Below are 22,760 nucleotides of genomic sequence, written 5' to 3'. Positions count from 1 at the left end.
CTATAGGTATCTCTATTCTCAAATACTTCGATTATGGCTAATACAAAAAAGATTCATCAGCGTTCTCTCAAAAAACAACGTCAGGAAAACCTTGGAGAGGATTTAACCGCAGATACTTTTTTGGAGTTCGCAAAAGAATTTTTTAGCGCTAATGAAGACCAAATGAAGGAGTTTCTATCTCCAGTAAGGCGCTCCGATGGCCGTTACGTAACGAGCGAGGCAAATCTTGACAAATTTATTGATTTAAGAATTTTTCGTGAAACTCAGATAAAACGTTTTTTTCGTTGGCTATCAACCACACCTCCTTTATTTAATATCTTTTTTACATGGCTTTTTATTACTCAACTCGGAATGAAATTAGCTTACTTCGAGCAACAAGAAAATGTCGGGGCCAAAGACATTTATAAAGAGGGAGAGAAACATGCCATAACTAATAAAGAGGATGAATTTACTATTCATAATTTAGGGCATGCTACGCAATTAATTCAAACTTCGGGAATGAATATTCTTACTGATCCTGTTTTTGGAAATTTAGCGCCGGTTATTTATCCCGCAATGACCAAAAATCTAGGACATAATGTTAAAGCCGAAGAGTTGCCACACATTGATGTCATTTTGATATCACACAATCATCGTGATCATGTGGATGTTGATTCTCTTAAAAAATTAGTGATGCATCAGCCAAGGTTATTAGTTCCCATTGGCGATGAGGATTTTTTTAAATCATTAGGGTTTACTAACGTACATGGTTTTGAATGGCACGAACAGATAACATTAACGTCAAACTCTGAAAAGACCGTTACCTTTTGTAGTGTTCCGGCAGATCATCGTTCAGGCCGACATGGTCATGATTCGCATCAATCCTTAGTGATGGGATGGACAATAAGTCCAGAAGATCGTGAAGAAATTCTTTATTTTGCGGGTGATACTGCAAGGATAAATGATGCGCGAATGAAAGGATTAGCGCTGGATATTTATCAGCTTTACCAGCACAAGAATCTACAATTAGAAACGCTTCCTCGCATAATTAACCTGGAGCCAGGTGGACCTAATTATACACGCAAAGATATGTTACCTACTCATCAATCTGCAGTAGATAGTGTTGTTTCTTCTTTTCGATTGGCACTTGCTTTGGAAGAAGTGAGTCGTAAAGATCCTGATGCTAAAACTCATCCTCCTGCAGTCGATTGGTTAGCAACAACGGCGACTATTTTTATGCATCAAAATAAATTTGAATTGGGACCTGATCGTTTCAACGAGAATTATTTTATCTTTACACGCTTGTGTAGTTATTTGCAGATGTCCGATACACAACTTGTAAAGCATGAGAAGAAACAGGAAGGTAAAAGTGCTTCCTGGAGTTTATTCCATCGTCGCAAAGATTTTATTATTTCTGGTGTAAAAGAATTAAAAGAAATAGCAAAACAAATATGGCCTGCTGATTCGCCAAAAAAACAGCAAGAAAATATCGTCAATTTTATTAAGGCACGAACCCATTTCCCATTAATTCGAGAAAAGCTAACCGCTGATGAACCATTCATATCCATTGGTGAACAATCAAGCATTGTTCCGGATACAATGGATCCTATAAATGGGAAATTAAAAGGAGAGAAGAAAGATTCTGATTCGCCATCAGATAACCCTGCTTTTGAAATGTAGCAATAAAGGACTATTGCTGGGTCCTGCCTCGGACAAGCCTAGGCACGTGGGGAGGGGTTCTAACTTTTTGCGTTTACCGGCTACTTCAAGTTAGCGGCCATTTCCTCCCATGCCACCTGTACCAGCATAGCTGCCAACACCACCGCCACCATAATCTTCAGAGTCAGAACCTCTGCTGCCAGAACAAGCGCTAAGTAAGGTCGAAAGACCAAGCAGGGCTTAGAAAATAAATACTATTGCAATCCTTGTCTTTCTCATGATAACTCCGGTGTTGATATTAACTTCTTCTTAATCAATGACTTCTCAGTTTACGCTACTTATATGAGGAAATCATCCAAATTAATTTTTTATCTTTAGTTGTTCATAATTTAAACATAACCGCTTAAATGGTCTATAGTTTTTTCATTGAGTAGTTCGTTTGTTCGAATATAGGGCTCCTAAACTATGAGAGAAAAAGTCACAAATATTACTCTAATTGACATTCTCAAATCTCGTGTTGAAACCTTTCCTGATAAACTGGTCTACACATTTTTAAGTGACAAAGAGGAATATCTAATCACCAATGCTGAGCTTTTACAAAAAGTAAGAGGAGTCGCTTCTTGTTTATTGCCAAAAATATCGAGTGGCTCCAGGGCCATTTTATTACTTCAACCAAGCCTTGATTATATCATTGCATTCTTAGGTTGTTTGATGGCTGGAATCACAGCTATTCCTGCCTATCCTCCCTCTAATACTCGCCATACCCAGCGTTTGTATTCTGTGATTGCTGATGCTTCTGCTTCAGTGATGATTACTACCACGCCGGTGAGTAATCAATATTGTTTCGAAAATTTGCAATTATTCCTGATAGACCACCCCGAAATGGTGGATATTGACGAAGAAAAATTTCCAATAATTACTCAGGATACACTGGCATTTTTACAATACACGTCAGGTTCAACGGGTAATCCTAAGGGGGTGATGATTAGTCATGGAAATATTCTTGCCAATGCGAATGTAATTTCAAAACTTCTTAATAGAAGTGTTCGCAAAGTTTGCTCCTGGTTGCCACCTTTTCATGATATGGGGCTTATTGGTGGAATCTTGTATCCGCTTACAGTGGATGCCGATGTTATTTTAATGGCTCCAACACGATTTTTAAGAAAACCTTTTCTTTGGTTAAAAGCAATTAGTGATCATCAGGTTGATACCTCACCAGCTCCCAATTTTGCCTATGAATTATGTATAAATACAATTACCGAAGAAGAAAAAGCACAGCTTGATTTATCTCACTGGCGTATCGCACTCAATGGCGCTGAACCAGTCAACGCGAAAACTTTGGAAAAATTTGCACAAGCGTTTGCAAGTTGCGGTTTTAAAGCAGAAAGTTGCTATCCAACCTACGGAATGGCAGAAACAACGCTTATGGTTTCAGGGAAAAAGCCAACTGGAAAGACCGTTGTTTTACATGTTGATAAAGAGGCGTTAAAGCGCAACGAGATTAAAAAAGTAGAGGATACTTATCCTAGTAAAATTAGCCTGGTAAGTTGTGGAAAAGTTGATTCAGACCATAAAGTTAACATTATTGTTCCGGGAACAAATCAGGTTTTGGGTTTTTATGAAATTGGTGAGATTACTATCGCAGGTCCCATTGTTGCACAAGGTTATTGGAATAAACCTGAACTCTCAGAACAACAATTCAGGTTGCGTCTTCAAAATAATGAAGAGTTTTTTTTAAAAACAGGGGATTTAGGGTTTAAAGATGAAAATGGTGAATTATTTATAACTGGTCGATTAAAAGATTTAATTATTATTCGCGGTCAGAATATTTATCCCCAAGATCTTGAGGCTTCTGTTGCAGAATCTCACAGGCAATTAATTCCCTCAGGAACAGCTGCCTTTGCTCTAGAAAGCGAAGAAGATTATGAGCTGGTCATCGTACAAGAAGTGCATCGGCATGCTAAAAATTTCGATGAGATCTTCTCAGCTATTTTAAAGTGTTGCTCTGAAGAATTTTCAATTTTACCGTCAAAAATCGTTTTTATTCAACAGTCTACCTTGCCTAAAACTTCAAGTGGCAAAGTGCAGCGAAATTTATGTAAACAAGCATTGTTAAACAATGAGCTGAAAATTATCGCTCAATGGCAAAGAGGATTTGAACAGGGTCCTTCTGATTCTGGGCAATCCTCACAGCAAATTGATGAATTACAGCGATGGATGAAACAATGGTTATCATCGGAACTAAAAATTGACGAGCAGCAAATAATACCAACAATAAATTTTGCGCATTACGGTATCGATTCGTTAAAAGCAGTGCGTTTTTGCGTGGCTCTTGAAGAAAAGCTAAAAACAAAAATTAATCCAAGTTTGTTATGGACTTACTCAACAATAGAACAATTAGCGGGATATTTAATGGGAGGTCTTCCCGAAAATGAAACTGTGCAATTACATAATGCCCACTTTGAACCTATTGCAATTATAGGTATGAGTTGTCGATTTCCAGGACAAGTGGATAACCCCGAAACCTTTTGGCAACTATTAGAGAACGGTAGGGATGGTATTACAGAAATTCCTTCTGAACGCTGGAATATAGCTGACTATTATGATCCAAAACCTGCTACCCCCGGAAAAATGATCAGTCGCAAAGGAGGTTTTATCGATAATATTGATAAATTTGATGCGACTTTATTTAACATTAGTTCAAGTGAAGCCAATGAGATGGATCCCCAACATCGATTATTACTTGAATTAACTTGGGAAGCGTTGGAATGCAGTGGTATCCCCCCATTATCATTAGATAATACTAGTAGTGGGGTTTTTGTTGGTATTTCTTCGAATGACTATAGTCATCTCAAGTTAAATTTTTATGCTCAGGATGTAAATGGTTTTTATGGCTTGGGGAATGCTCACAGTGCGGCTGCTGGTAGAATTGCTTATTTTTTCGGCACACGTGGTCAAGCATTTGCAGTAGATACAGCCTGTTCATCTTCTTTGGTTGCAGTATCCAACGCTTGTCGGGATTTACAGACCAACAGTTGTGATTTGGCAATTGCTGGAGGAGTAAATCTTATTCTTGAGCCTTCTTTAAGCATTAGCTTTTCTCAAGCAGGCATGCTTTCTCCTGATGGCAAATGTCAGGTATTTGATGCAAATGCAAATGGTTATGTGCGTAGTGAAGGTGGTGGCGTTGTAATTCTTAAACGACTTAGTGATGCAAAGCGTGATAGAAATAAAATTTTAGCAGTGATAAAAAGTGCTGTTGTAAATAGTGACGGTCATAGTAATGGTATTACTGCTCCTAGTCCTGTTGCCCAAAAAGAATTAATCACTAAAGCAATTCATTTAGCAAATTTACCCATTGATGCAATTGGTTATGTTGAAGCGCATGGTACAGGCACTCGCTTAGGTGATCCTATTGAATTTAATGCATTAAAAGATATTTTTGCTACAGGATCTCGAGAGACACCTTTGTGTATTGGGTCAGTAAAAACAAACATTGGCCATCTGGAGGCTGCAGCAGGAATGGCAGGGCTCATTAAAACAATTCTAATATTGCAGCATAAAAAAATCCCAGCCAATTTACATTTTAACCAGGTGAATCCTTTAATTGATTTGGATCAAATACCTGCGCGTGTTCCTGTCAATCTGGAGTCTTGGGAAACCACGGCAACTTATCCTATCCGTTATGCTGGCGTAAGTTCTTTTGGATTTACAGGAACTAATGCGCATTTGGTATTGGAAGAAGCACCACAATCAATAGAACAGCCTACCACAACCCCTGAACGGCCGGTTCATATCCTTACACTCTCGGCACACTCACAGGATGCTTTGAAAGCACAACGCAGTAATTTATTAGCATTGCTTGAACACGAAAAAATGCTCAATTTACCGAGTCTTTGTCACAGTTTGAATACCGAAAGAAGTCACTTAGATTTTAGGCTTGCTGTATACGCACAGACGGTTGATGAATTAAAGATTAATTTACAAAATGCTTCTATTCAGTCTATGCCACCTTGTGGTTTAAAAAAAATTGCATTTTTATTCACTGGCATGGGATCACAATATTCAGAGATGGGTAAGCAACTTTATCGCACTCAACCTGTGTTTAAAGCGGAGGTAGATTATTGTTGTCGGATTGTTAATGAGTATTTTCCTGAATGCATGCAAGAGGTGATGTTTAATCCACAAAAAGGGACATTTCTGCAAGAGTCTGAGTATTCTCAGCCCGCTTTATTTATCCTTGAATATGCATTGGCTCGATTATGGCTTCATTGGGGTATTAAACCAACTGCCGTGATTGGCCATAGCTTAGGAGAGTATGTCGCTGCAACTATTGCGGGCATGATGCGTATAGAAGATGGGTTAAAGTTAATCGTTTGGCGCGCAAGGCTTATGCAAATGCAAAAGCCAGGGGCTATGCTAGCTTTGGTAGTCGATGGCAATAAAGCACAGGAATTATTGAAGATAGTCCATAATGAAATTCCTGATGCGATATTAGCGATTGCCGCTATTAATAGTAAAACCCAAACTGTTTTTTCAGGGGATATGACAGCAATCTCGCGATTAGAATCTTTTTGTCAGACCTTAAAGATTAAAACAACAAAACTAGATGTGGCGCATGCTTTTCATTCAGAGCTTATGCAACCAATGATCAGGGAATTTACCCAGATTGCTAATACCATAACTTACAGCAAACCTACTATGCTGGTTATCTCTAATGTGACAGGAAAGGCGCTTGAATCTATAGATGGGCATTATTGGGCCGAACATGTGCTGGCTAAGGTTAATTTTAGTGTGGGGATCAATGAATTAATCAAAGAAAACTATACTATTTTCTTTGAAATGGGCCCTCAACCTGTCTTGTTGAGTTTCGCAATGGCTCATCATCCCACCCCAGATGAAGCATTGTGGTTAACATCTTTGAAAAAAGGACAAAAAGATTGGGATATTCTTTCTGGAACACTAGTATCAATTTATCGAATGGGAATTGATATAGATTGGTTTTCTTTTGATAATCCTTATCAAATTAAACCTTGCCCTCAAGTTTTACCAACCTATCCTTTTCAACGTCAACGATATTGGTTACCACTTGATAAGTCTGACAATAAAAGACCTGAAAAAGATTATCTCGAACAAGTATTAAATAAATCTGTTTATCAAATCGGTTGGGAGAAACTATCTTCGCCAATGGCTATAGTCAATAATAAATCAGAGCTTTGGCTAATTTTTGCCAATGAGGAGAATACTGACACACTGGAAAAAATGTGCAGTGATCTTGATAATGTCATTGTGGTTAAGCCTGGTGAGATTTATAGCGAGAATAAAAATAGTGTCACCCTCAATCCAATAGATGTTAGTCATTTTCAACAGCTGCTTAACAACATCTCATTGCCTTTTAGTGTAATTTATTTTTGGGGATTTCAAAAAAATAAGGTCTCCTCACTAAGTAACAAAGAATTTAATAACTTTTTGCAAAGGGCTTGTTCTGGCATGCTGAATTTAGGACAAGCGCTAGCCACAGCAAAAAATATCAATAAAATTTGGGTTGCAACCAGTGCGGCACTTTCTCCTTTTAAAGCCGAATATATGCCTTTATCCATGACTTTAGTGGGTATGTGTAAAACATTAGTGCTTGAATATCCTAAGTTAGATTGTCAGTTAGTTGATTTTGAATCAGGTGCTACAGGGGAGGAGGTCGCTAATCACCTGTTGCAATTGATAGGCCGTAATTATGAAGAATTAGTGATAGCTGTGTCTCAAAATAACTATTATGCCCAACGACTCGATGATTATACTCTTAAATTATCGCGCAATAAGGTGATTAATGCCGAAGCATCTTATCTTATTACTGGTGGATTTGGTGGAATTGGCTTTACCTTATGTCAATGGTTAATACAGCAAGGAGCCCGCTTTATTGTCTTGCTAGGAAGACGGGAACTCAACGGTATTCAGGAGCAATTAGACACACTGGTGACAGCTGGCGTTACTATTTCTTACTTCCAGGCAGATGTTAGTAATTTTAAGCAGTTAAAAAATACATTGCTTAGTGTTCAGCAAAAAATGCCTGCCATTGAAGGGATTTTTCACACAGCGGGAGTATTGGCTGACAGTTTGTGGCTAAGTCTAAACTGGACGCATTTTGAGGATGTTTTTCAGGCAAAAATTCAAGGTTCTTGGAATTTACATTGTTTAAGTATTGAACTGAAACTTAATCTCCGGCATTTTATTTTATTCTCCTCAATAAGTTCCTTGCTAGGTTCTTCAGGACAAGCAAATTATGCTGCTGCGAATGCTTTTCTTGATGGTTTAGCACATTACCGTCATCAGTTAGACCTGCCTGCCTTGGCCATCAATTTTGGTCCTTGGGAAAGGCTTGGAATGACGCGTCGTCAAAATCAATCCTGGTTAGAGGTTGGAATTCAAAATATTCCAGTACAAGAGGGAATGGCAACATTAGAGGCAATGATGTCTTCTTCTGCTACCGAGCTTTGTTTACTACCGCATACTGTTTCTGAAAACAAACTGCGGGCATTTCCCAGGAGTCACAGAAAACTATTATCTCGGATAGTTCAGACTGAGAAAATTCAAAAAGTAAATGATGAACCTTGGCAGAATTTAAAGGATCTTAGTAAAGAAGAACAGTTGCTTTATATCAACGATGTATTATTTACAGCCATTCAAAAGATATTACATTTACCAGAGAATAAACCGATCACTGGAGACAATACCTTATTGTCTTTGGGCATGGACTCCTTATTAGCAGTTGATTTATTGCATAAGTTAAAAGCTAAACTGCCTCCTGAGGTCAACTTAACAGCTCAAGTATTACTTTATGAAAATCATTCTATTTATACATTGATTGAAGTAATTCAGCAGCAATTGAGCAGCGTTAAGCAAACAAGGAGTGATTCCAATGTTTTGATGCCGCCAAACTCCCAATTCATGCAGCTTTCCCTGCAACAAGTAAGAATATGGCGTCATATACAGCAACAACCAGACAATCCTGCTTATGTTGTTTCATACTCTCTCGAATTAAACGGTATTATTGATGCCGATATTTTAGAGCAGAGTATACAAGCTGTTATTAATCGTCATGACATGCTGCGTTGTAGCTTTCATTCTTATTTGGGCAATATTTTTCAATATTGCCATGAGAAGGTAGCATTTAATCTCGATCGTCTCGATTTTAGTAAACTCTCCGATGAGGAGCATGACTTATATATCGAGAAACAATTAAGGCAAGTTGGTCATCAGCAATTTGATTTAGCTCAGGCACCTTTATTCAAAAGTACCTTAATTCAGTGTGCAAGGGAGCGGGCATTATTGACTGTTAACATTAGTCATTTACTTACTGATGGAGCAAGTAGCCTCATTGTTTTGCAAGATATATTGCATTTTTATCATTTATATTTAACCCATAGCTATACATCGCTGCCAGCTGCTGTCCCTTATCAGTGCTTTATCAATTGGCAGCTACTAAATCTTGTAAATGGTAATTATCAGCATTACGCCAACTTTTGGCGTGAGAAATTAAAAAACTTTAATCCTCCCCAGTTACCGGTCGACAAAGAGCGACAAATGTCAATGACACCACAGGTAGGGAGCAAGGAAATTATTCCTGTCACAATAAGACAATTAAAAGCATTACAGCATATGGTAAAGCAGAATCAAACAACGATTGCTACTGTGTTATTAGCTATCTATGGTCTTCTGCTGACTAACATGGCTAATACAACCCATGCGTTCGTTACAGTTTTAGTCTCAGGGCGAGATTTAGAGGACTATAAGACAACTGTAGGAAATATCGCCAACGAAGTACCCAGTATTTTGCATTGTAAACCAGAGTACAGCTTTATTGAATTTATTCATAAAATCCAGGACGATTTTGCTAAATCACTTCCTTATCAATATTTTCAACCAGAACAGATGGTCGAGCTCGATTTACCTGTTCCTGATACTTCTTTTGATTTTCAAGTTTTGCAGCCTGAGCAATTTGATGTTGGTTTTTCGATGAAACCAGTTTGCTTGAAACAACCCAATATCCCATTGTGGGGAGAGAAACCCCGAAAACTATCACTTAAGTGGACCTATGATGGCAGTTTATCTGGGTACATAAAATACCGAAGTGATTTATACAACACAGAGACTATTGTTGATTTTGTTCAACAATTCCTGAAAGTGTTGGCAGAGATTATTAAAAATCCAACTATAACTTGCAAAGAACTTATTGCTCTGAGTAAGGAGATAAGGGTATGGAAGGGGTAGAAGTAATTAAAACATCTTCAATGGATATTTTCAGGGATTATGATATTCGTGGTGTTATCGGTAAGTATCTTAATAAGAATACTTATTATACTTTAGGATTGGTTATTGGTTCAGAATTACGAGAGCTGTTTCAACAAAACTGTATTATTGTTTGTCGAGACAGTCGAGAAAGTAGCGAGGAATTTGCAAAAGCATTGTCTTATGGATTGTTACTTGCTGGTGTTAATGTAATTGATATTGGCTGTTTACCCACCCCTGTGCTTCATTTCGCAATGAATTTTCTCAAATGCTCATCAGGGTTAATGGTAACTGCAAGTCATAATCCCAGTAATTACAATGGACTGAAAGTCATATTGTCTGGGAAGAATTATCACGGTGCAGGTCTTGAAGGGTTATATCATCGCATAATTGAAAGTAACTATTTAATCCAAAATAGTCATGGCAGGTTAACAAACTATGATTCTGATAAATTAGTCGCTCACTATATTGAAACTATCAAAGATGATATTCAGTTAACAAGAAAACTACGAGTGGTCGTTGACAGCGGAAATGCGATAGCCGGTAAAGTAGCACCTCAGTTATTAGCCGCTTTAGGTTGTGACGTTATTCCTTTGTTTTGTGATGTACAAAGTTCTTTTACTAATCATCATCCTGATCCTGCGTTGGAAGAGAATTTGTATGATTTGGCGAAAATTGTGCAACAAGAAAATGCTGATTTGGGGGTGGCTTTTGACGGTGACGGTGATCGTCTAGGTGTTGTGGACAACTACGGTAGAGTAATTTGTGCTGATAAAGTATTACTCGCATTTGCTGCTGCTTTATTAGAACAACAACAAAATGCTGCGATTGTTTTTGACATTAAATGCAGTCAGCAATTAACTGACTATATCACTGCCCATAAAGGTAGAGCGATTATGACTAGAACAGGCATGGCTCATATCATAGAAAGTATGGTGAAGCATAAAGCAGTGCTTGGAGGTGAATTTTGCGGTCATTTTTATTTTTATGATCGCTGGTTTGAACATGACGATGGGATTTATGCCGCTGCCCGCGTCTTGGAATTATTAAGCCAATATCCAGCGGATGCGTATAGCTTCTATAATCAATTCCCATCAGCAGTTGCAACAGGAGAACTGAAAATAGCAATTGCTGAACATAAAAAACAACTATTCATGGAGCAGCTTTTAGAATTGGCTCCATTCATAGGGGGAGAGGTTTTGTATATTGATGGATTGCGCGTTAAGTTTCCAAACGGTTGGGGACTGATACGATCATCCAACACAACACCCTATCTCACAGCTCGTTTTGAAGGAAAAACAGAGCAGGACCTGGAGTTAATTAAATTATTATTTCGCGAATTAATCTTGAGCATCAATCCTAAATTAGAGATTCCTTTTTAGACTACATTATTATTGAGCTTTATTTTAACGAAAATAGCAGCCCTATTTAAAAGGGTCTTGGGTTTACAATTCAACGCTTTGGCAATGATATGACAAAAAAAACAATCGCTATATTTGACTTCGATGGCACACTGACAACAGGAAGATCCAGTCGCTTAATGTTCTTTAAACATTTAGTCGGACGCTCTAAATTATTCAGTGGCTTATTTATGGAGTACTGCCAACATGGCATGAGTAAATTAAATCTTTTTAAAAAAACTTCCAGAGGGGCTTACCTGGATAACTTTTTACTCAACGGATTTAGCCAGCGGGAGCTACGATTTCAGGCAGAAAATTTCATCACACATATATTAGTAAATCACATTCGTAAAGAAGCACTGGAGCGTTTATATTTTCACCAGAAGGAAGGGCATATTTGCATGATTATTAGTGGGGCATTAGATATTTATCTGAAACCTTGGGCTAAGCAGTATCAAATCGAGGAAGTCATTTGTACCGAACTTGAGTTTGATCCTATCACCGGCAAAAGTACTGGACGCATGTTAAATCCGTATTGTTTAGGTCAAGAGAAGGTTGAGCAATTCAAGAAATTGTATAGCAATCGAAATGATTATATTATTTATGCATATGGTGATAGTCCTCATGATCTCGAGCTCTTAAACTATGCAGATCATGCATTTTATAAATGCTTTAACTAATCAACAAATGCAATAACGCAGATGGAAAGTAACTATCTGAACTAGTCAAAAATTATTAAATTAGTAAAATTGCTTGATCCTCTGGAAAAAACTTTACAAATACCGTATAAAATGAAGCTTATCTCGTAGCATCAAAAAGTTATTTAATAATTATAAAAAAGGATGAGCGCATGACATATAGAACGCGAATAATCGCGCTGGGGTGTGTTCTATCACTTAATGCCTCGGCAGAAAGTTACCTACCAGCTATTTCGCTTGAAGAGACACAAGGCAATCGTTGGTCTCTTATAGCAAGTTTGGGCTACGGACAATATCAACATATGTACAGTAACGAGGGTAAAACTCCATTAGGACGTTTGGCAGTCGCTGCAGAATTACTTACAACAACGCAAACTGCATTTGGATTGGAAGTGGGGGTGCAGAATGGTAATCGCATGCGCGTTGCTGTGCCAGTGAATACTTTGGACATTTTGGGCGGTGTTGTTAAAACTACAGTAAAACCCATGTTGGATTTGCTCCTTACTGCAAATACCACTCCCATCAATGAAAGTTTGCTTTTTACGCAACTTAAGGGGGGGATTGCTTACCGCCAGTGGCAAATGGAGACTGATTTTATCAGTAATAAAACGGAGCTAGCCGGAGAAGTGCAGGCGGGTTTTGGTTATCCTCTTACGGAAGTAACCAGCTTGAATCTGCTTTATCAGGGGGTTTTTGGAGGTAATCCTAGGCTTCGTCAGAACTCTTGGAGTGACAGTTGGCATTTTTCGAGCATTCCTGTGCAGCATGGTATACTATTTGGCTTCTCAGTTATAGCCTAATCAAAGTGGGTTGCTTCACAGCGTCGCAATGAACATCGACGTTTTTGCGATAAAAGCGAAGCAATCCAATTCAGTGTTATTTAAGTTTTTATGGCTTGCCTCATTGCGTTTATGATGAGTATTGTTAGGGACATGTCAATTCGAAATTTTTATCGCAATCGTCATATTCAGATTATAAAGAATTGAGCCATTCTCAGTTTTTACCTCAATATAGTCGCTTCCATTATCTGAATAGAAATGGATGTCTCCTGCGGATGCATTAAGATTAATCTTAAGACCGTTATTGAGATCCAGGAAAACACTTTTATAAGCCGCAATTGCTTGTTCGATTCTGTCAGTTAGGGCACTCACGGATCACTCCTTTGATGTCTTATAATCCTTGTTGAATATTATAGGTTATTCTATTGCGTTATATTTTGTTAGAATTGCTCATTTCGTATAAGGATTTTAAAGGGGAGTTACCTCTGTGGAAACTTATGTCTCTAAATCCGAATGGGATCTTCCTAAAAAGCTTAGTGCTTTTTTTTGGCATTTTATAAAAAAACAACCAGTTGCGTTCACTCTTTTTTTTCTAGCTCCCATTGCTATGGTGCTTGAAACCACTGTTTTTCCTTATGCCCTTAAAATGATTGTTGATGGTCTAACTACACAACAAAATAATCGTTCAGCCGCTTTTTTAGCTGTAGCCCCTGCTTTGTGGTTAGGTGGTGGGGCATGGGTCATTTCGGTGTCGATTATTCGTTTGCAGAATTGGTGGCAAGGTTATGTAATTCCAAAGTTTCAAGCACAAGTTCGTATGTCAGTTTTTAGTTATTTATCAAGACATTCTTATTATTATTTTTCAAATCAAATGGCAGGTAGTCTGGCCAATAAAGTCAATGACTTGCCACGTTCACTTGAAACAATTCGCATGATCATTAGTTGGAATATTATTGCTACGTTCAGTGCTATTTTGGCTTCTTTATTAGTACTGATAACGATTAATGTTTGGTTTGCAGTGATATTACTCACTTGGGTGATCATTCAATTTTCAATAAGCCTCTATTTTGCGCGAAATATTAATCATTATTCCGAAGAAAATGCAGAGGATAAAAGTGAATTAAGCGGTAGGATCGTGGATACTTTAGGAAATATAGGGACTGTAAAATTATTTGCCCGCACGCATGATGAATTAGAATATCTCACTAAAAGCCAAAAACGTGAAGCAAAGAGCAATAAAAAATTGATTATTTACATGAATGTATTTCGTCTCTTTCTCGACATTCCTGTGACAATCATGCTGGGATTAACCGTATTTCTTCTTATCGTTTTTTGGCAACATCAGTTAATTTCCACTGGTGACCTGGTGTTTATTTTCAGTTCCGTTTTATCCATCATGACTCAGATGTGGATGTTAAGTCATGCAATGGCTGATCTATTTCGTGAAATAGGCATCGCCAAACAAGCATTGTCACTCATTATGACGCCTATAGAGGTCACAGATGTTAAAAATGCAAAGCAATTGCAAGTGACTGAGGGACGTATTGCCTTTGAAAATGTGAGTTTTCATTATCAGAAAGGAAATAGGGTTTTTCAAAATAAGTCTGTAATTATTCATCCTCAAGAAAGAGTAGGCTTGGTAGGATATTCGGGCAGTGGTAAAACGACATTTATCAACTTAATTTTACGCTTTTTTGATGTAGAGGCAGGACGCATTCTTATCGATGGACAGGATATTAGCCTCGTTACCCAAGATTCCCTGCGAGCGGCGATTAGTATGATTCCCCAGGACCCCACATTGTTTCATCGTAGTTTATTCGAAAATATTGCGTTTGGACATTTAAATGCAACAGAAGAACAGGTGATAAATGCCGCCCAGCAGGCCCATTGCCATGAGTTTATTACTAATTTGCCGCAAGGTTATGAAACCTTGGTGGGGGAAAGAGGAATTAAGTTATCAGGTGGACAGCGGCAGCGAATTGCTATTGCGCGGGCGATTTTAAAAAATGCCAAAGTTCTGATTTTGGATGAAGCAACGTCGCAGCTTGATTCTTTAACCGAAGAGTCAATACAAGCCTCTCTATTTGAGCTAATGCGAAATAAAACGACATTGGTTATTGCTCATCGATTATCAACTTTACTACACATGGATAGAATCTTGGTTTTTGATAAAGGGATTATTGTGGAAGAAGGATCGCACAAAGATTTGATTAAACAAGGTGGTTTATACAAGGCAATGTGGGATGCGCAAATAGGTGGTTTCTTGCCAGAAAAAAGAAACGCTAGTCCCTCAAACTAAGATGAGGACATGTCAATGAGAGATGGTGAGTTTTATGCAGGCGGGTTAGAGCTACGTTTTTTTCATAATGATGAATTTGAAGATGTTAGGACCCCAGCATGCAGCGATAAAGCTGCTGCAACTGCCCGAAATGCATTACGAATTTTAATGATGGGATGGCACGAAAACTGGCCAGAGATTATCTCTCCTCAAATTATTCAAGCAGTCTTTGTTCGTCGCGATAGGGAATTAATGCGAGGTATGCGCTTAGCCTTTCAGGAAGGTTTTGAGACTATTTATAAGCAACTACAAGCACAAGATCAATTATCCCCAGCGCAATTAACACAAGCAGAATTCTATATTAGCAGTTGTTTAACGCTGTTACCGTATAGTGATATTAATCCCTACGAATCAATTACTATACCACAACGGATAAATAACGAATGGCGCTTGGTTAACTATAAAGTTGTGCCTATTGAATTAACACCGACTAATGGCTTTCATAAATTATTTATCCAGGATGAAGATAGAGTATTTGCTTATGGATTAGAACCTATTGCTGATAAGGAAGCACAATCTCATCTTATATTTATGGGCACAACTTATCCAGCTGGACAAGGGTTCAACGAGCAAGTGAATTCTGATCTAAAAGGATTTGATACGGTTGGTAATAATTTGTATCTCAGTGGGCGTAGCCGAATACTTGCCTGGCTTGCAACACAGACTCAGAAAGTTAAAGTTTGTGGGACAAGCTTGGGAGGCTCTTTATCACTTCTGTTTTCTATTGATCAAGGCGATAAATTATCCCAGGTACATGCACTAAATCCTGCTGGTCTTTATGATTCCTGGTTTAAGGATCATATTGACAATTGGGAAACGCTAACCACCAAACCGGAGGTCACTGTATTGAGAGGCGGGAAAGATCCTGTTTCTCGATTTGGCGCCTGGAAGTCTGAGTGGAATATTTTTCATGTAATTCCTCCGGCTAATAAACAAGGGCCTAACAAGTTTGTTGATCATGCTCTTAATTATACAGGTTTTGCCGAAACACAATTTATCAAGATAGATACAGCATCGGATAATGAGGAAAATAAGCGACGTAACTTCTGGCTTTATACTTTAGGTAGAGGGTTTATCTATTATACAGGTGTGGTTCCATACCTCTATGTCATTCGCCCTGGGTTACGCTTTGTTGCAAACCACAAAATGCAAATGGTATTGACGTGTGCCTTATTTTTACTTTTTACTCTTTTACCTATTTTTTTACCGAGTATAGTGCTTCCTGCTTTGGGTTTGGCCGCTATGCTTATCAATGCATTTGTATCGAGCGTTGTTATTGGTTTTTTAGCCGACAAAACCTTATGGTTTTTCGTTGATTTATACAAGAACGAAAGCGATTCAAAATTTTCAAAATTTTTAGGTTGGCTACGTCAACAATCTGCTTTTACGCTCACAGCTCTTGGCCTTGGCGCTGCATCAGCAGGGCTATCTCTTTCCTTGTTCCTTGTGGGACCTCTATTATTTCCCTCTATTTTATTTGTCTTAGCCAGTATAACTTTGGTGATTTATCTTCCCTATAAGATCAATGAAATGCTCAGTGTAGTATTCAGTAACGGAAAAATTCCCCCACCAGCCTGCCATGAGCCCTCAGTCACAAGAAATCCCTCTTTAGATATATACACGAATAAACAAGAAGAAATATTCAGCTTGAAAGAATTGGGTGACTATTATAAAGCCAAGCGAGAGCTTGTGAAAAATAAACCCTTTATACCCCTAGAAGATAAGCTGGATAAAAAGAATAGATTTGGTGGTCGTTCAAAAAAAGAATTACTTAGCCAAAGCTTACTTGAAGATAGTAATAAAACGTTTGTTACTGTAAATGATACAGCAGCAAAAATTTATGATATGAGACAAACTGTACGCCTGATGAATCGTATTGGGTTTTATCCAGAAGAAACGTTTAAAGAGATCTTAAAAGAAAATCATGACAATTATCAAAGAGGTAAACCAGAAAATCTCTTGAAATATTAGCGAATACTTTCTGGATGCCTCGGACAAGCCGAAAGATACAGTTGCCTATTCCTCTTCGTGCCTCGGCTTGTCCGGGGCATCCGGAGGACGTTCAAAATTAAAATCTTCACGCTAGTCTTCTCAGTTTTCTTCGCTGAAAGCTTCCAGTCCGGCAACGTCTGTAATTACATCAAAACATTCCTGACCGCGACAGATGTAGGCACAGCATTCCTTTTTAACAGTTTTGATGGCCAATGCTTCTGGAAGTTTCTCTGCATTGTTTGGGATGGCATAAGTATAATTATTTCCGCCTTTTGCAATCTTCCTCCACGCATTAATTGCTTTGGGGGCGCCGCGAATAACAATGATAGTTGGTGGAGTTAAATAATCTCTTAGGCCTAGCGACAAGGAGCAATGTTCAGCTGGATAGCGAATTAATAAATTCCAAGCAGATTTTAAGGTCTGTTCAGCTGCTTGAATGTAGCGCATTTCTCCCAACAGATAACCTAATTTAAGCAGGCCGCGGACTAAAATGCCATTCCCAGAAGGAGTAGCATCATCCATCATGGATTTAGGACGATACAATAATTTTTCATGATTTTCTGCTGTAAAAAAGAAGCCTCCTGCTGTTTCATCCGGGAAATCAGTTAAAACAGCTTCGGCAAGCTCGATAGCAAATAATAAATGGTCAGTATTCCACGCTACTTCTAGAGAGGTGAGCAAGGCATCTAATAAAAAAGCATAGTCATCAAGATAAGCAAGTAAATAAGCCTTGTCATTTTTATAACTTGCTGATAAACGCTGACCATCCCACATGTTAGTTTGAATGAAGTTAATGGCCTCTTGTGCCGAAGTAATATATTTCTTTTCATTTAAACAATCTCCGGCCAACAACATGCCCTTAATCATTAATGCATTCCATGAGGCTAAAATTTTTTCATCACGAAAAGGAGGAACTCGCTTATTACGCGCAACTAATAATTTATGGTTTGCTGAAGCAATGAATTCTTTTGTTTTAGGCAGAGGAATGTTTAAAGTTTTACTAACAGAGTAAGGAGTTTGGGCAATATAAAAATGCCAATGCTTTTCAAAGTTAGGAGGTTTATCAATGCCATAATGCAATGCAATCGCAGCATACTCGTCGTGTGAGAGTAAAGATTGAATTTCAGTTCTTTCCCAACGATAGAATTTTCCTTCCACACCTTCAGAGTCAGCATCCAGGCTGGAATAATAGCCGCCCTCGGGGGATGTCATCGTTGTCATTACCCATTTAGCGGTTTCTTTTATAATTTTTTTAAAAAGCGATTTTGGAGAATCTTTAACGGCAAGGGAATAGAGTGTTAATAATTGGCCATTGTCGTAGAGCATTTTTTCAAAATGAGGGATACGCCACTTTTTATCCACTGTATAACGATAAAAACCACCTCCTAATTGATCATAGATTCCTCCTATTGCCATGTGTTTTAAGGTGTCTAAAGCGAGTGGGGAATGATTCTCCAATAAAAAAACTAATTTGCTTGCTTGTGGAAATTTAGGCGCTCCTCCAAATCCCCCATCTTGTTTATCATAATTCTGCTCAAGATAATCGAGGGCAACTTGTAGAGGTTGGTTACTTAGGGAAAGTGCAAAAGTCTTATTTTGTTGTTGTAAAATTCGTCTTAATTCCATCCCTTGTTTTTTGATATCGTTTTGCTGAGTTTTATATAAATTAGCAATGACTTGCAAAATAGTTTTAAAACTAGGCATTTGATAGCGTTCTTCTAATGGGAAATAAGTGCCACTAAAAAAAGGAGTAAGGTCAGGTGTTAGAAAAATTGTAAGCGGCCAGCCTCCACTTTGTTGGCTTAGATAGTAATGTGAAGTTTGGTAAATTTTATCTAAATCAGGTCGCTCTTCTTTATCAACTTTAATATTGATAAACAATTGATTCATTAATGCTGCTGTTTCCTGATTCTCAAATGACTCATGGGCCATCACATGACACCAGTGACAGGCTGCATACCCTATAGAAAGTAGAATGGGTTTATTTTCTCGTTGTGCTTTATGAATTGCTTTTTCTCCCCAAGGATACCAGTCCACGGGATTATAAGCATGCTGTTGGAGATAAGGGCTTGGTTCATGAATCAAATGATTTGCAGATGGATGAGACATAATTTAATCGCTTTAAAATAGCTTTCTCTTGTTACTATAGCAAAACCTTGTATAAGTCGAATAAAGAAGGTTAAAGCTTATTAAGCTTTAACCTTTGGAAAAAACTATTGACCTGGGGCAGTAGTTGTAGAAGGTGCTGTTGTAGCTGGTACAGTTGTAGTTGAAGTTGTTGAACTTGGGGTTTCAACGTCAGCAGGCGTACTGGTAGATGCCGGTGCATTGACTAAGTATTTCTTGGCAAAATCAGTTCCTATGCATTCACCAATTTTACGGCCCCAAGTATTGGCTGTGTCATTATCAATCGTTGCAGGTAAGCTTGAATAGAATTCAGTTTGACATTTTTCAAAACTAGGCGAGATGAGCGATACGCATTTAGTGTTGTCTATATTGCGATCCTCGAGCTTCTTCTTAAGAGATGCATCTTCAAAAAATCCCTGACAAATCATTGAAGGTGCCAATGATTTTAGTTGAGCAAACCATTTATCTTTTGGCATCTCAGATGGTTGACCAGTAGCAGAGCTGTCAGTCGATGAGCTTGAGCTGCCTGGAGTTGGTGTTGCAACTAAGTATTTGGTTGCAAAATCAGTACCTATACATTCTCCAATAGTGTGTCCCCATTTAGAGGCACTTTCTTTATTTATTGAGGAAGGTAAACTTGAATAATATTGCGTTTGACATTTCTCAAAGCTGGCAGGAATTAAAGAAACACATTTAGTATTATCAATTTTTAATTCTTCCATGCGTTTTTTTAATGAAGCATCTTCAAAAAAGCCTTGGCAGATAACAGTAGGCGCAACTTCTTTTAATTTTCCTAACCAATCATCCTTGGTCATTTCAGTTGGAGAAGCCGCTAAACCTTGTAATGGTAACAGTACTATTCCAAGGCCTATCAAAGTCTCTAATTTGGATTTCGTTGACATTTTTATTATTCCCTTAATCGCCACGTACTCTACAAGAATAGACAAAAAAATATAGTTTTACTAAAGAAAAATTCATTTATTTCTCAATCATCTAAACATTTTCTTTATTTTGTTCTAAAATTTTTCAGTATGTTCGTGCTTATGGGCAAAAGGTATTCAAAATTGGCTGCCTATTGTTACGGATGAGGAAAAAAATTATGAAGTCAATTCACTATGCAAAAACTAACACGTAAATTTTATGATAGAGACACAATTGTTGTCGCTGAGGATCTTTTGGGGAAATATTTGGTTCATCATGTTGAAGGGATTAAGCGCATTGGCAGAATTGTTGAAGTTGAGGCTTACTTGGGCCAACATGATCTCGCAGCACACTCCTCCAAGGGTATAACTCCTCGTACCCAAACAATGTTTGGTCCCCCTGGCTATGCGTATGTCTATCTCATTTATGGTATTCATCATTGTGTTAATGTTGTTACCGAAAAAGAAGGCAATGGCTCGGCTGTGCTTCTGCGAGCTATAGAACCTATTTGTAATATTACAGCACGTACAAAAGGCCCTGGTCTGTTGTGTAAGGCAATGCAAATTGATAAACGCTTAAATGGTCATGACTTGTTAAGTGATAACTTTTTCATTGCTCAAATGTCTGAAGAAAAACCAATAGCAATTCAAAATAAACCGAGAATTGGTGTCGCTTATGCTAAGCATTGGGCGGATGAGTTGCTGCGATTTTATATTAAAGATAATCCCTTTGTTTCTAAACTATAGGGAATTTATGATGTTATATGCTGCAAGTAAGCAATAGAACCGTCTTCATGGATTTCTTTGATAGCTTCAGCAAATAAATAGGTTGCATCAAGAACTACCACCTTTTTTTCTAACAAATCTTGATGCACTCGAAAAGGAGGAATGCTGTTAGTAATAATTATTTTTTCAAGATAAGGTAGGGAAAGTACTATATTGGCATCTTCGACAAAAATGCCATGTGTGGCACATACGATAATTCGCTTCACACCTTTTTTATTTAGAGCTTCAGCGCAGAGTTTGATTGTGGTTCCCGTGCTAATTATATCGTCAATAATAACGGCAATGCCGTCTTTAAGCTCACCTATAATTTCCTGGCTACTTGTGACAATCTCTAAATTTCTTTTCTTGTCTATAAATGCTTTTCCTACTTCTCTTTGAAGCAGGTGAGAAAGTGTTTCTCTTAGTTGTTCTGCTCGTTTTAGACCACCGCTATCTGGAGAAACAATGGTGATGTCTTCATTTTTTATAAGTGTTACCAGGTAGCGAGCAAATAAGACTTGTGCTTCCAAGTGTTCTGTAGGAATGCGAAAAGCATTTTGAAATGCTGCCAGATTGTGAATGTCTAGAGTGAGAATGCGATCGGTACCCATCGCTTCAAATAATTGTGCGACATAGCGCAAGGTAAGGGGATCGCGAGCTTGAGTACGTCTGTCTTTACGGGAAAAGGCTAAATAAGGAATAACTGCTGTAACTTGGCAGGCAGAGGCATCTTTCAAGGCGCCAATGAAGAATAATAGTTGACATAATTTGTCGTGAACACTTTGTTTATCATCATGAAATAACGACTGCACCAAAAAAACATCCCGTCCTCGCACATTTTCAAGCGACCGTACATTGCGCTCACCATCTGTAAATTCTTTTTCCTCATGAGAGGAAAGCGGAAGTTCTAGATGTGTCGCAATTTTTTGCCCCCAATTAAGTGATGTATTCAATGCAAAAAGTTTAATTTCCATATTAAATTTCCTGTTCCAGGATAGAATAAACCTTGGTTGCGAGCTTATTCGGGGCTGCTAAAAAATTATATTTAACGCGAGTTTCACCTACTTCATAATACAGTTTATTTATCCCTGCAAACAAAAGTGTACCACCGGCTTCCTTCAGTATAACTTCTGGACCACAAAGATCCCATAAATGACAATGTCCTGAAAAATTGAAATACAGATCTGCTTCCTTCTTGGCAATTTTTCCTAGTTTAAGCCCCAGAGAACCACATTTGAAAATTTGATTAATTTCAAGTTGTTTGGCAATTTTATCGGCCTTGATACTCCAATGCATTCTTGATTGAATTAAAATTGCTTGTGAAGGGTCAGAAAGGTGTCTCACTTTAAGTTTTACAGTATCTTTGGAATTACTATAAAAGGCTCCCCGTTTTCTAATAGCATAATAGAGTTCATTTGAGTCGGGTTGATAGACAACTCCAAGACGAGCTGTCTTGTTAATAGCAAGTCCTATCATAACAGACCACTCACTACTGCCAGCAATAAAATCGGCTGTACCATCAATTGGGTCTATGAACCATACTCTGTCAGTGGGGTAATTTTCGGAAGGTATTGATTCTTCTTCAGAAATGACAAGGTCATTTGGAAATGCACGAGAAAGCTCACTCACCAGAAATTGACTAGCTGCCTTATCGGCATCAGTGACTAAACCTAAATGCATTCCTTTATCATAAATCTTATATCCGGATTTACGAACAGTTTGCACTAGCGAACCTGCCTGGCGTGCCAAGTTGATAACAAATTCCAGATCTTTATCTAGTTGATTCATGGGGTTAGCTCGCTAATAGAAAACTAAAATTT

13 protein-coding genes are annotated in these 22,760 nt (G+C 38.1%); 8 read left to right on the top strand and 5 right to left on the bottom strand.

The genetic code is table 11. The annotated features are described in order from the left end of the window. Positions 1 to 33 precede the first annotated feature (33 nt). From LHA_RS16075 to LHA_RS09240, 5 genes are all read left to right on the top strand, one after another. Complete coding sequence (locus LHA_RS16075) at positions 34 to 1,659, top strand: MBL fold metallo-hydrolase (protein ID WP_052673661.1); 1,626 nt, start codon at positions 34 to 36, stop codon at positions 1,657 to 1,659. A gap of 444 nt (positions 1,660 to 2,103) precedes the next feature. Beyond that, the gene (locus tag LHA_RS09255) at positions 2,104 to 9,903 is read left to right on the top strand and encodes a type I polyketide synthase (protein WP_052673660.1); all 7,800 of its coding nucleotides are present in this window, start codon (positions 2,104 to 2,106) and stop codon (positions 9,901 to 9,903) included. Then, positions 9,891 to 11,303, top strand: coding sequence for a phosphomannomutase/phosphoglucomutase (locus LHA_RS09250; protein ID WP_045106291.1), 1,413 nt, complete (start codon positions 9,891 to 9,893; stop codon positions 11,301 to 11,303). The genes LHA_RS09255 and LHA_RS09250 overlap by 13 nt, the downstream gene beginning before the upstream one ends. An 89-nt stretch (positions 11,304 to 11,392) precedes the next feature. Continuing rightward, positions 11,393 to 12,001 (top strand): HAD-IB family hydrolase, encoded by a 609-nt coding sequence (locus LHA_RS09245; protein WP_045106290.1) that lies wholly within the window; start codon positions 11,393 to 11,395, stop codon positions 11,999 to 12,001. 170 nt (positions 12,002 to 12,171) lie between these two features. Next, on the top strand, positions 12,172 to 12,819 hold the full coding sequence (locus LHA_RS09240; protein WP_045106289.1) for a hypothetical protein: 648 nt from the start codon (positions 12,172 to 12,174) through the stop codon (positions 12,817 to 12,819). Positions 12,820 to 12,954: 135 nt separating this feature from the next. On the opposite strand, the gene LHA_RS09235 is transcribed toward LHA_RS09240, so the two are convergent. Beyond that, entirely contained in the window at positions 12,955 to 13,170 is a 216-nt protein-coding gene (locus LHA_RS09235; RefSeq protein ID WP_045106288.1) for a hypothetical protein, read from the bottom strand. A gap of 115 nt (positions 13,171 to 13,285) precedes the next feature. Here LHA_RS09235 and LHA_RS09230 point away from each other — a divergent pair, with 115 nt between their 5' ends. Further along, positions 13,286 to 15,097: an ABC transporter ATP-binding protein gene (locus LHA_RS09230; protein WP_052673659.1), complete on the top strand. Its 1,812-nt coding sequence runs from the start codon at positions 13,286 to 13,288 to the stop codon at positions 15,095 to 15,097. A 15-nt stretch (positions 15,098 to 15,112) separates the two neighbouring features. Beyond that, on the top strand, positions 15,113 to 17,107 hold the full coding sequence (locus LHA_RS09225; RefSeq protein WP_045106287.1) for a DUF1275 domain-containing protein: 1,995 nt from the start codon (positions 15,113 to 15,115) through the stop codon (positions 17,105 to 17,107). A 120-nt stretch (positions 17,108 to 17,227) separates the two neighbouring features. Here the strand turns inward: LHA_RS09225 and LHA_RS09220 are convergent, their stop codons facing one another. Continuing rightward, positions 17,228 to 19,237 carry a thioredoxin domain-containing protein gene (locus LHA_RS09220; RefSeq protein ID WP_045106286.1) on the bottom strand — a complete coding sequence of 670 codons (2,010 nt, stop codon included), beginning with the start codon at positions 19,235 to 19,237 and terminating at the stop codon, positions 17,228 to 17,230. Positions 19,238 to 19,341: 104 nt separating this feature from the next. Further along, positions 19,342 to 20,157: a hypothetical protein gene (locus LHA_RS16070; RefSeq protein ID WP_052673658.1), complete on the bottom strand. Its 816-nt coding sequence runs from the start codon at positions 20,155 to 20,157 to the stop codon at positions 19,342 to 19,344. A 213-nt stretch (positions 20,158 to 20,370) separates the two neighbouring features. Here LHA_RS16070 and LHA_RS09205 point away from each other — a divergent pair, with 213 nt between their 5' ends. Beyond that, positions 20,371 to 20,922, top strand: a complete 552-nt coding sequence (locus LHA_RS09205; protein ID WP_045106285.1) for a DNA-3-methyladenine glycosylase — start codon at positions 20,371 to 20,373, stop codon at positions 20,920 to 20,922. Between the two features lie 5 nt (positions 20,923 to 20,927). Here LHA_RS09205 and LHA_RS09200 read toward each other — a convergent pair whose 3' ends face one another. After that, the gene (locus tag LHA_RS09200) at positions 20,928 to 21,914 is read right to left on the bottom strand and encodes a ribose-phosphate diphosphokinase (protein WP_045106284.1); all 987 of its coding nucleotides are present in this window, start codon (positions 21,912 to 21,914) and stop codon (positions 20,928 to 20,930) included. Between the two features lies 1 nt (position 21,915). Next, on the bottom strand, positions 21,916 to 22,728 hold the full coding sequence (locus tag LHA_RS16065) for a 3'(2'),5'-bisphosphate nucleotidase CysQ family protein (protein WP_052673657.1): 813 nt from the start codon (positions 22,726 to 22,728) through the stop codon (positions 21,916 to 21,918). Between the last annotated feature and the right edge of the window lie 32 nt (positions 22,729 to 22,760).

It is taken from the genome of Legionella hackeliae (genome assembly GCF_000953655.1).
GTDB classification, from domain to species: Bacteria; Pseudomonadota; Gammaproteobacteria; order Legionellales; family Legionellaceae; genus Tatlockia; species Tatlockia hackeliae.
Note: the sequence above shows the minus strand (reverse complement) of the source record. Positions and strands in the feature narration are given on the sequence as shown.

Coding starts and splice junctions, on each gene's coding strand:
- LHA_RS16075 (WP_052673661.1), top strand. CDS start 34: ATGGCTAATACAAAAAAGATTCATCAGCGTTCTCTCAAAAAACAACGT.
- LHA_RS09255 (WP_052673660.1), top strand. CDS start 2,104: ATGAGAGAAAAAGTCACAAATATTACTCTAATTGACATTCTCAAATCT.
- LHA_RS09250 (WP_045106291.1), top strand. CDS start 9,891: ATGGAAGGGGTAGAAGTAATTAAAACATCTTCAATGGATATTTTCAGG.
- LHA_RS09245 (WP_045106290.1), top strand. CDS start 11,393: ATGACAAAAAAAACAATCGCTATATTTGACTTCGATGGCACACTGACA.
- LHA_RS09240 (WP_045106289.1), top strand. CDS start 12,172: ATGACATATAGAACGCGAATAATCGCGCTGGGGTGTGTTCTATCACTT.
- LHA_RS09225 (WP_045106287.1), top strand. CDS start 15,113: ATGAGAGATGGTGAGTTTTATGCAGGCGGGTTAGAGCTACGTTTTTTT.
- LHA_RS09220 (WP_045106286.1), bottom strand. CDS start 19,237: ATGTCTCATCCATCTGCAAATCATTTGATTCATGAACCAAGCCCTTAT.
- LHA_RS16070 (WP_052673658.1), bottom strand. CDS start 20,157: ATGTCAACGAAATCCAAATTAGAGACTTTGATAGGCCTTGGAATAGTA.
- LHA_RS09205 (WP_045106285.1), top strand. CDS start 20,371: ATGCAAAAACTAACACGTAAATTTTATGATAGAGACACAATTGTTGTC.
- LHA_RS09200 (WP_045106284.1), bottom strand. CDS start 21,914: ATGGAAATTAAACTTTTTGCATTGAATACATCACTTAATTGGGGGCAA.
- LHA_RS16065 (WP_052673657.1), bottom strand. CDS start 22,728: ATGAATCAACTAGATAAAGATCTGGAATTTGTTATCAACTTGGCACGC.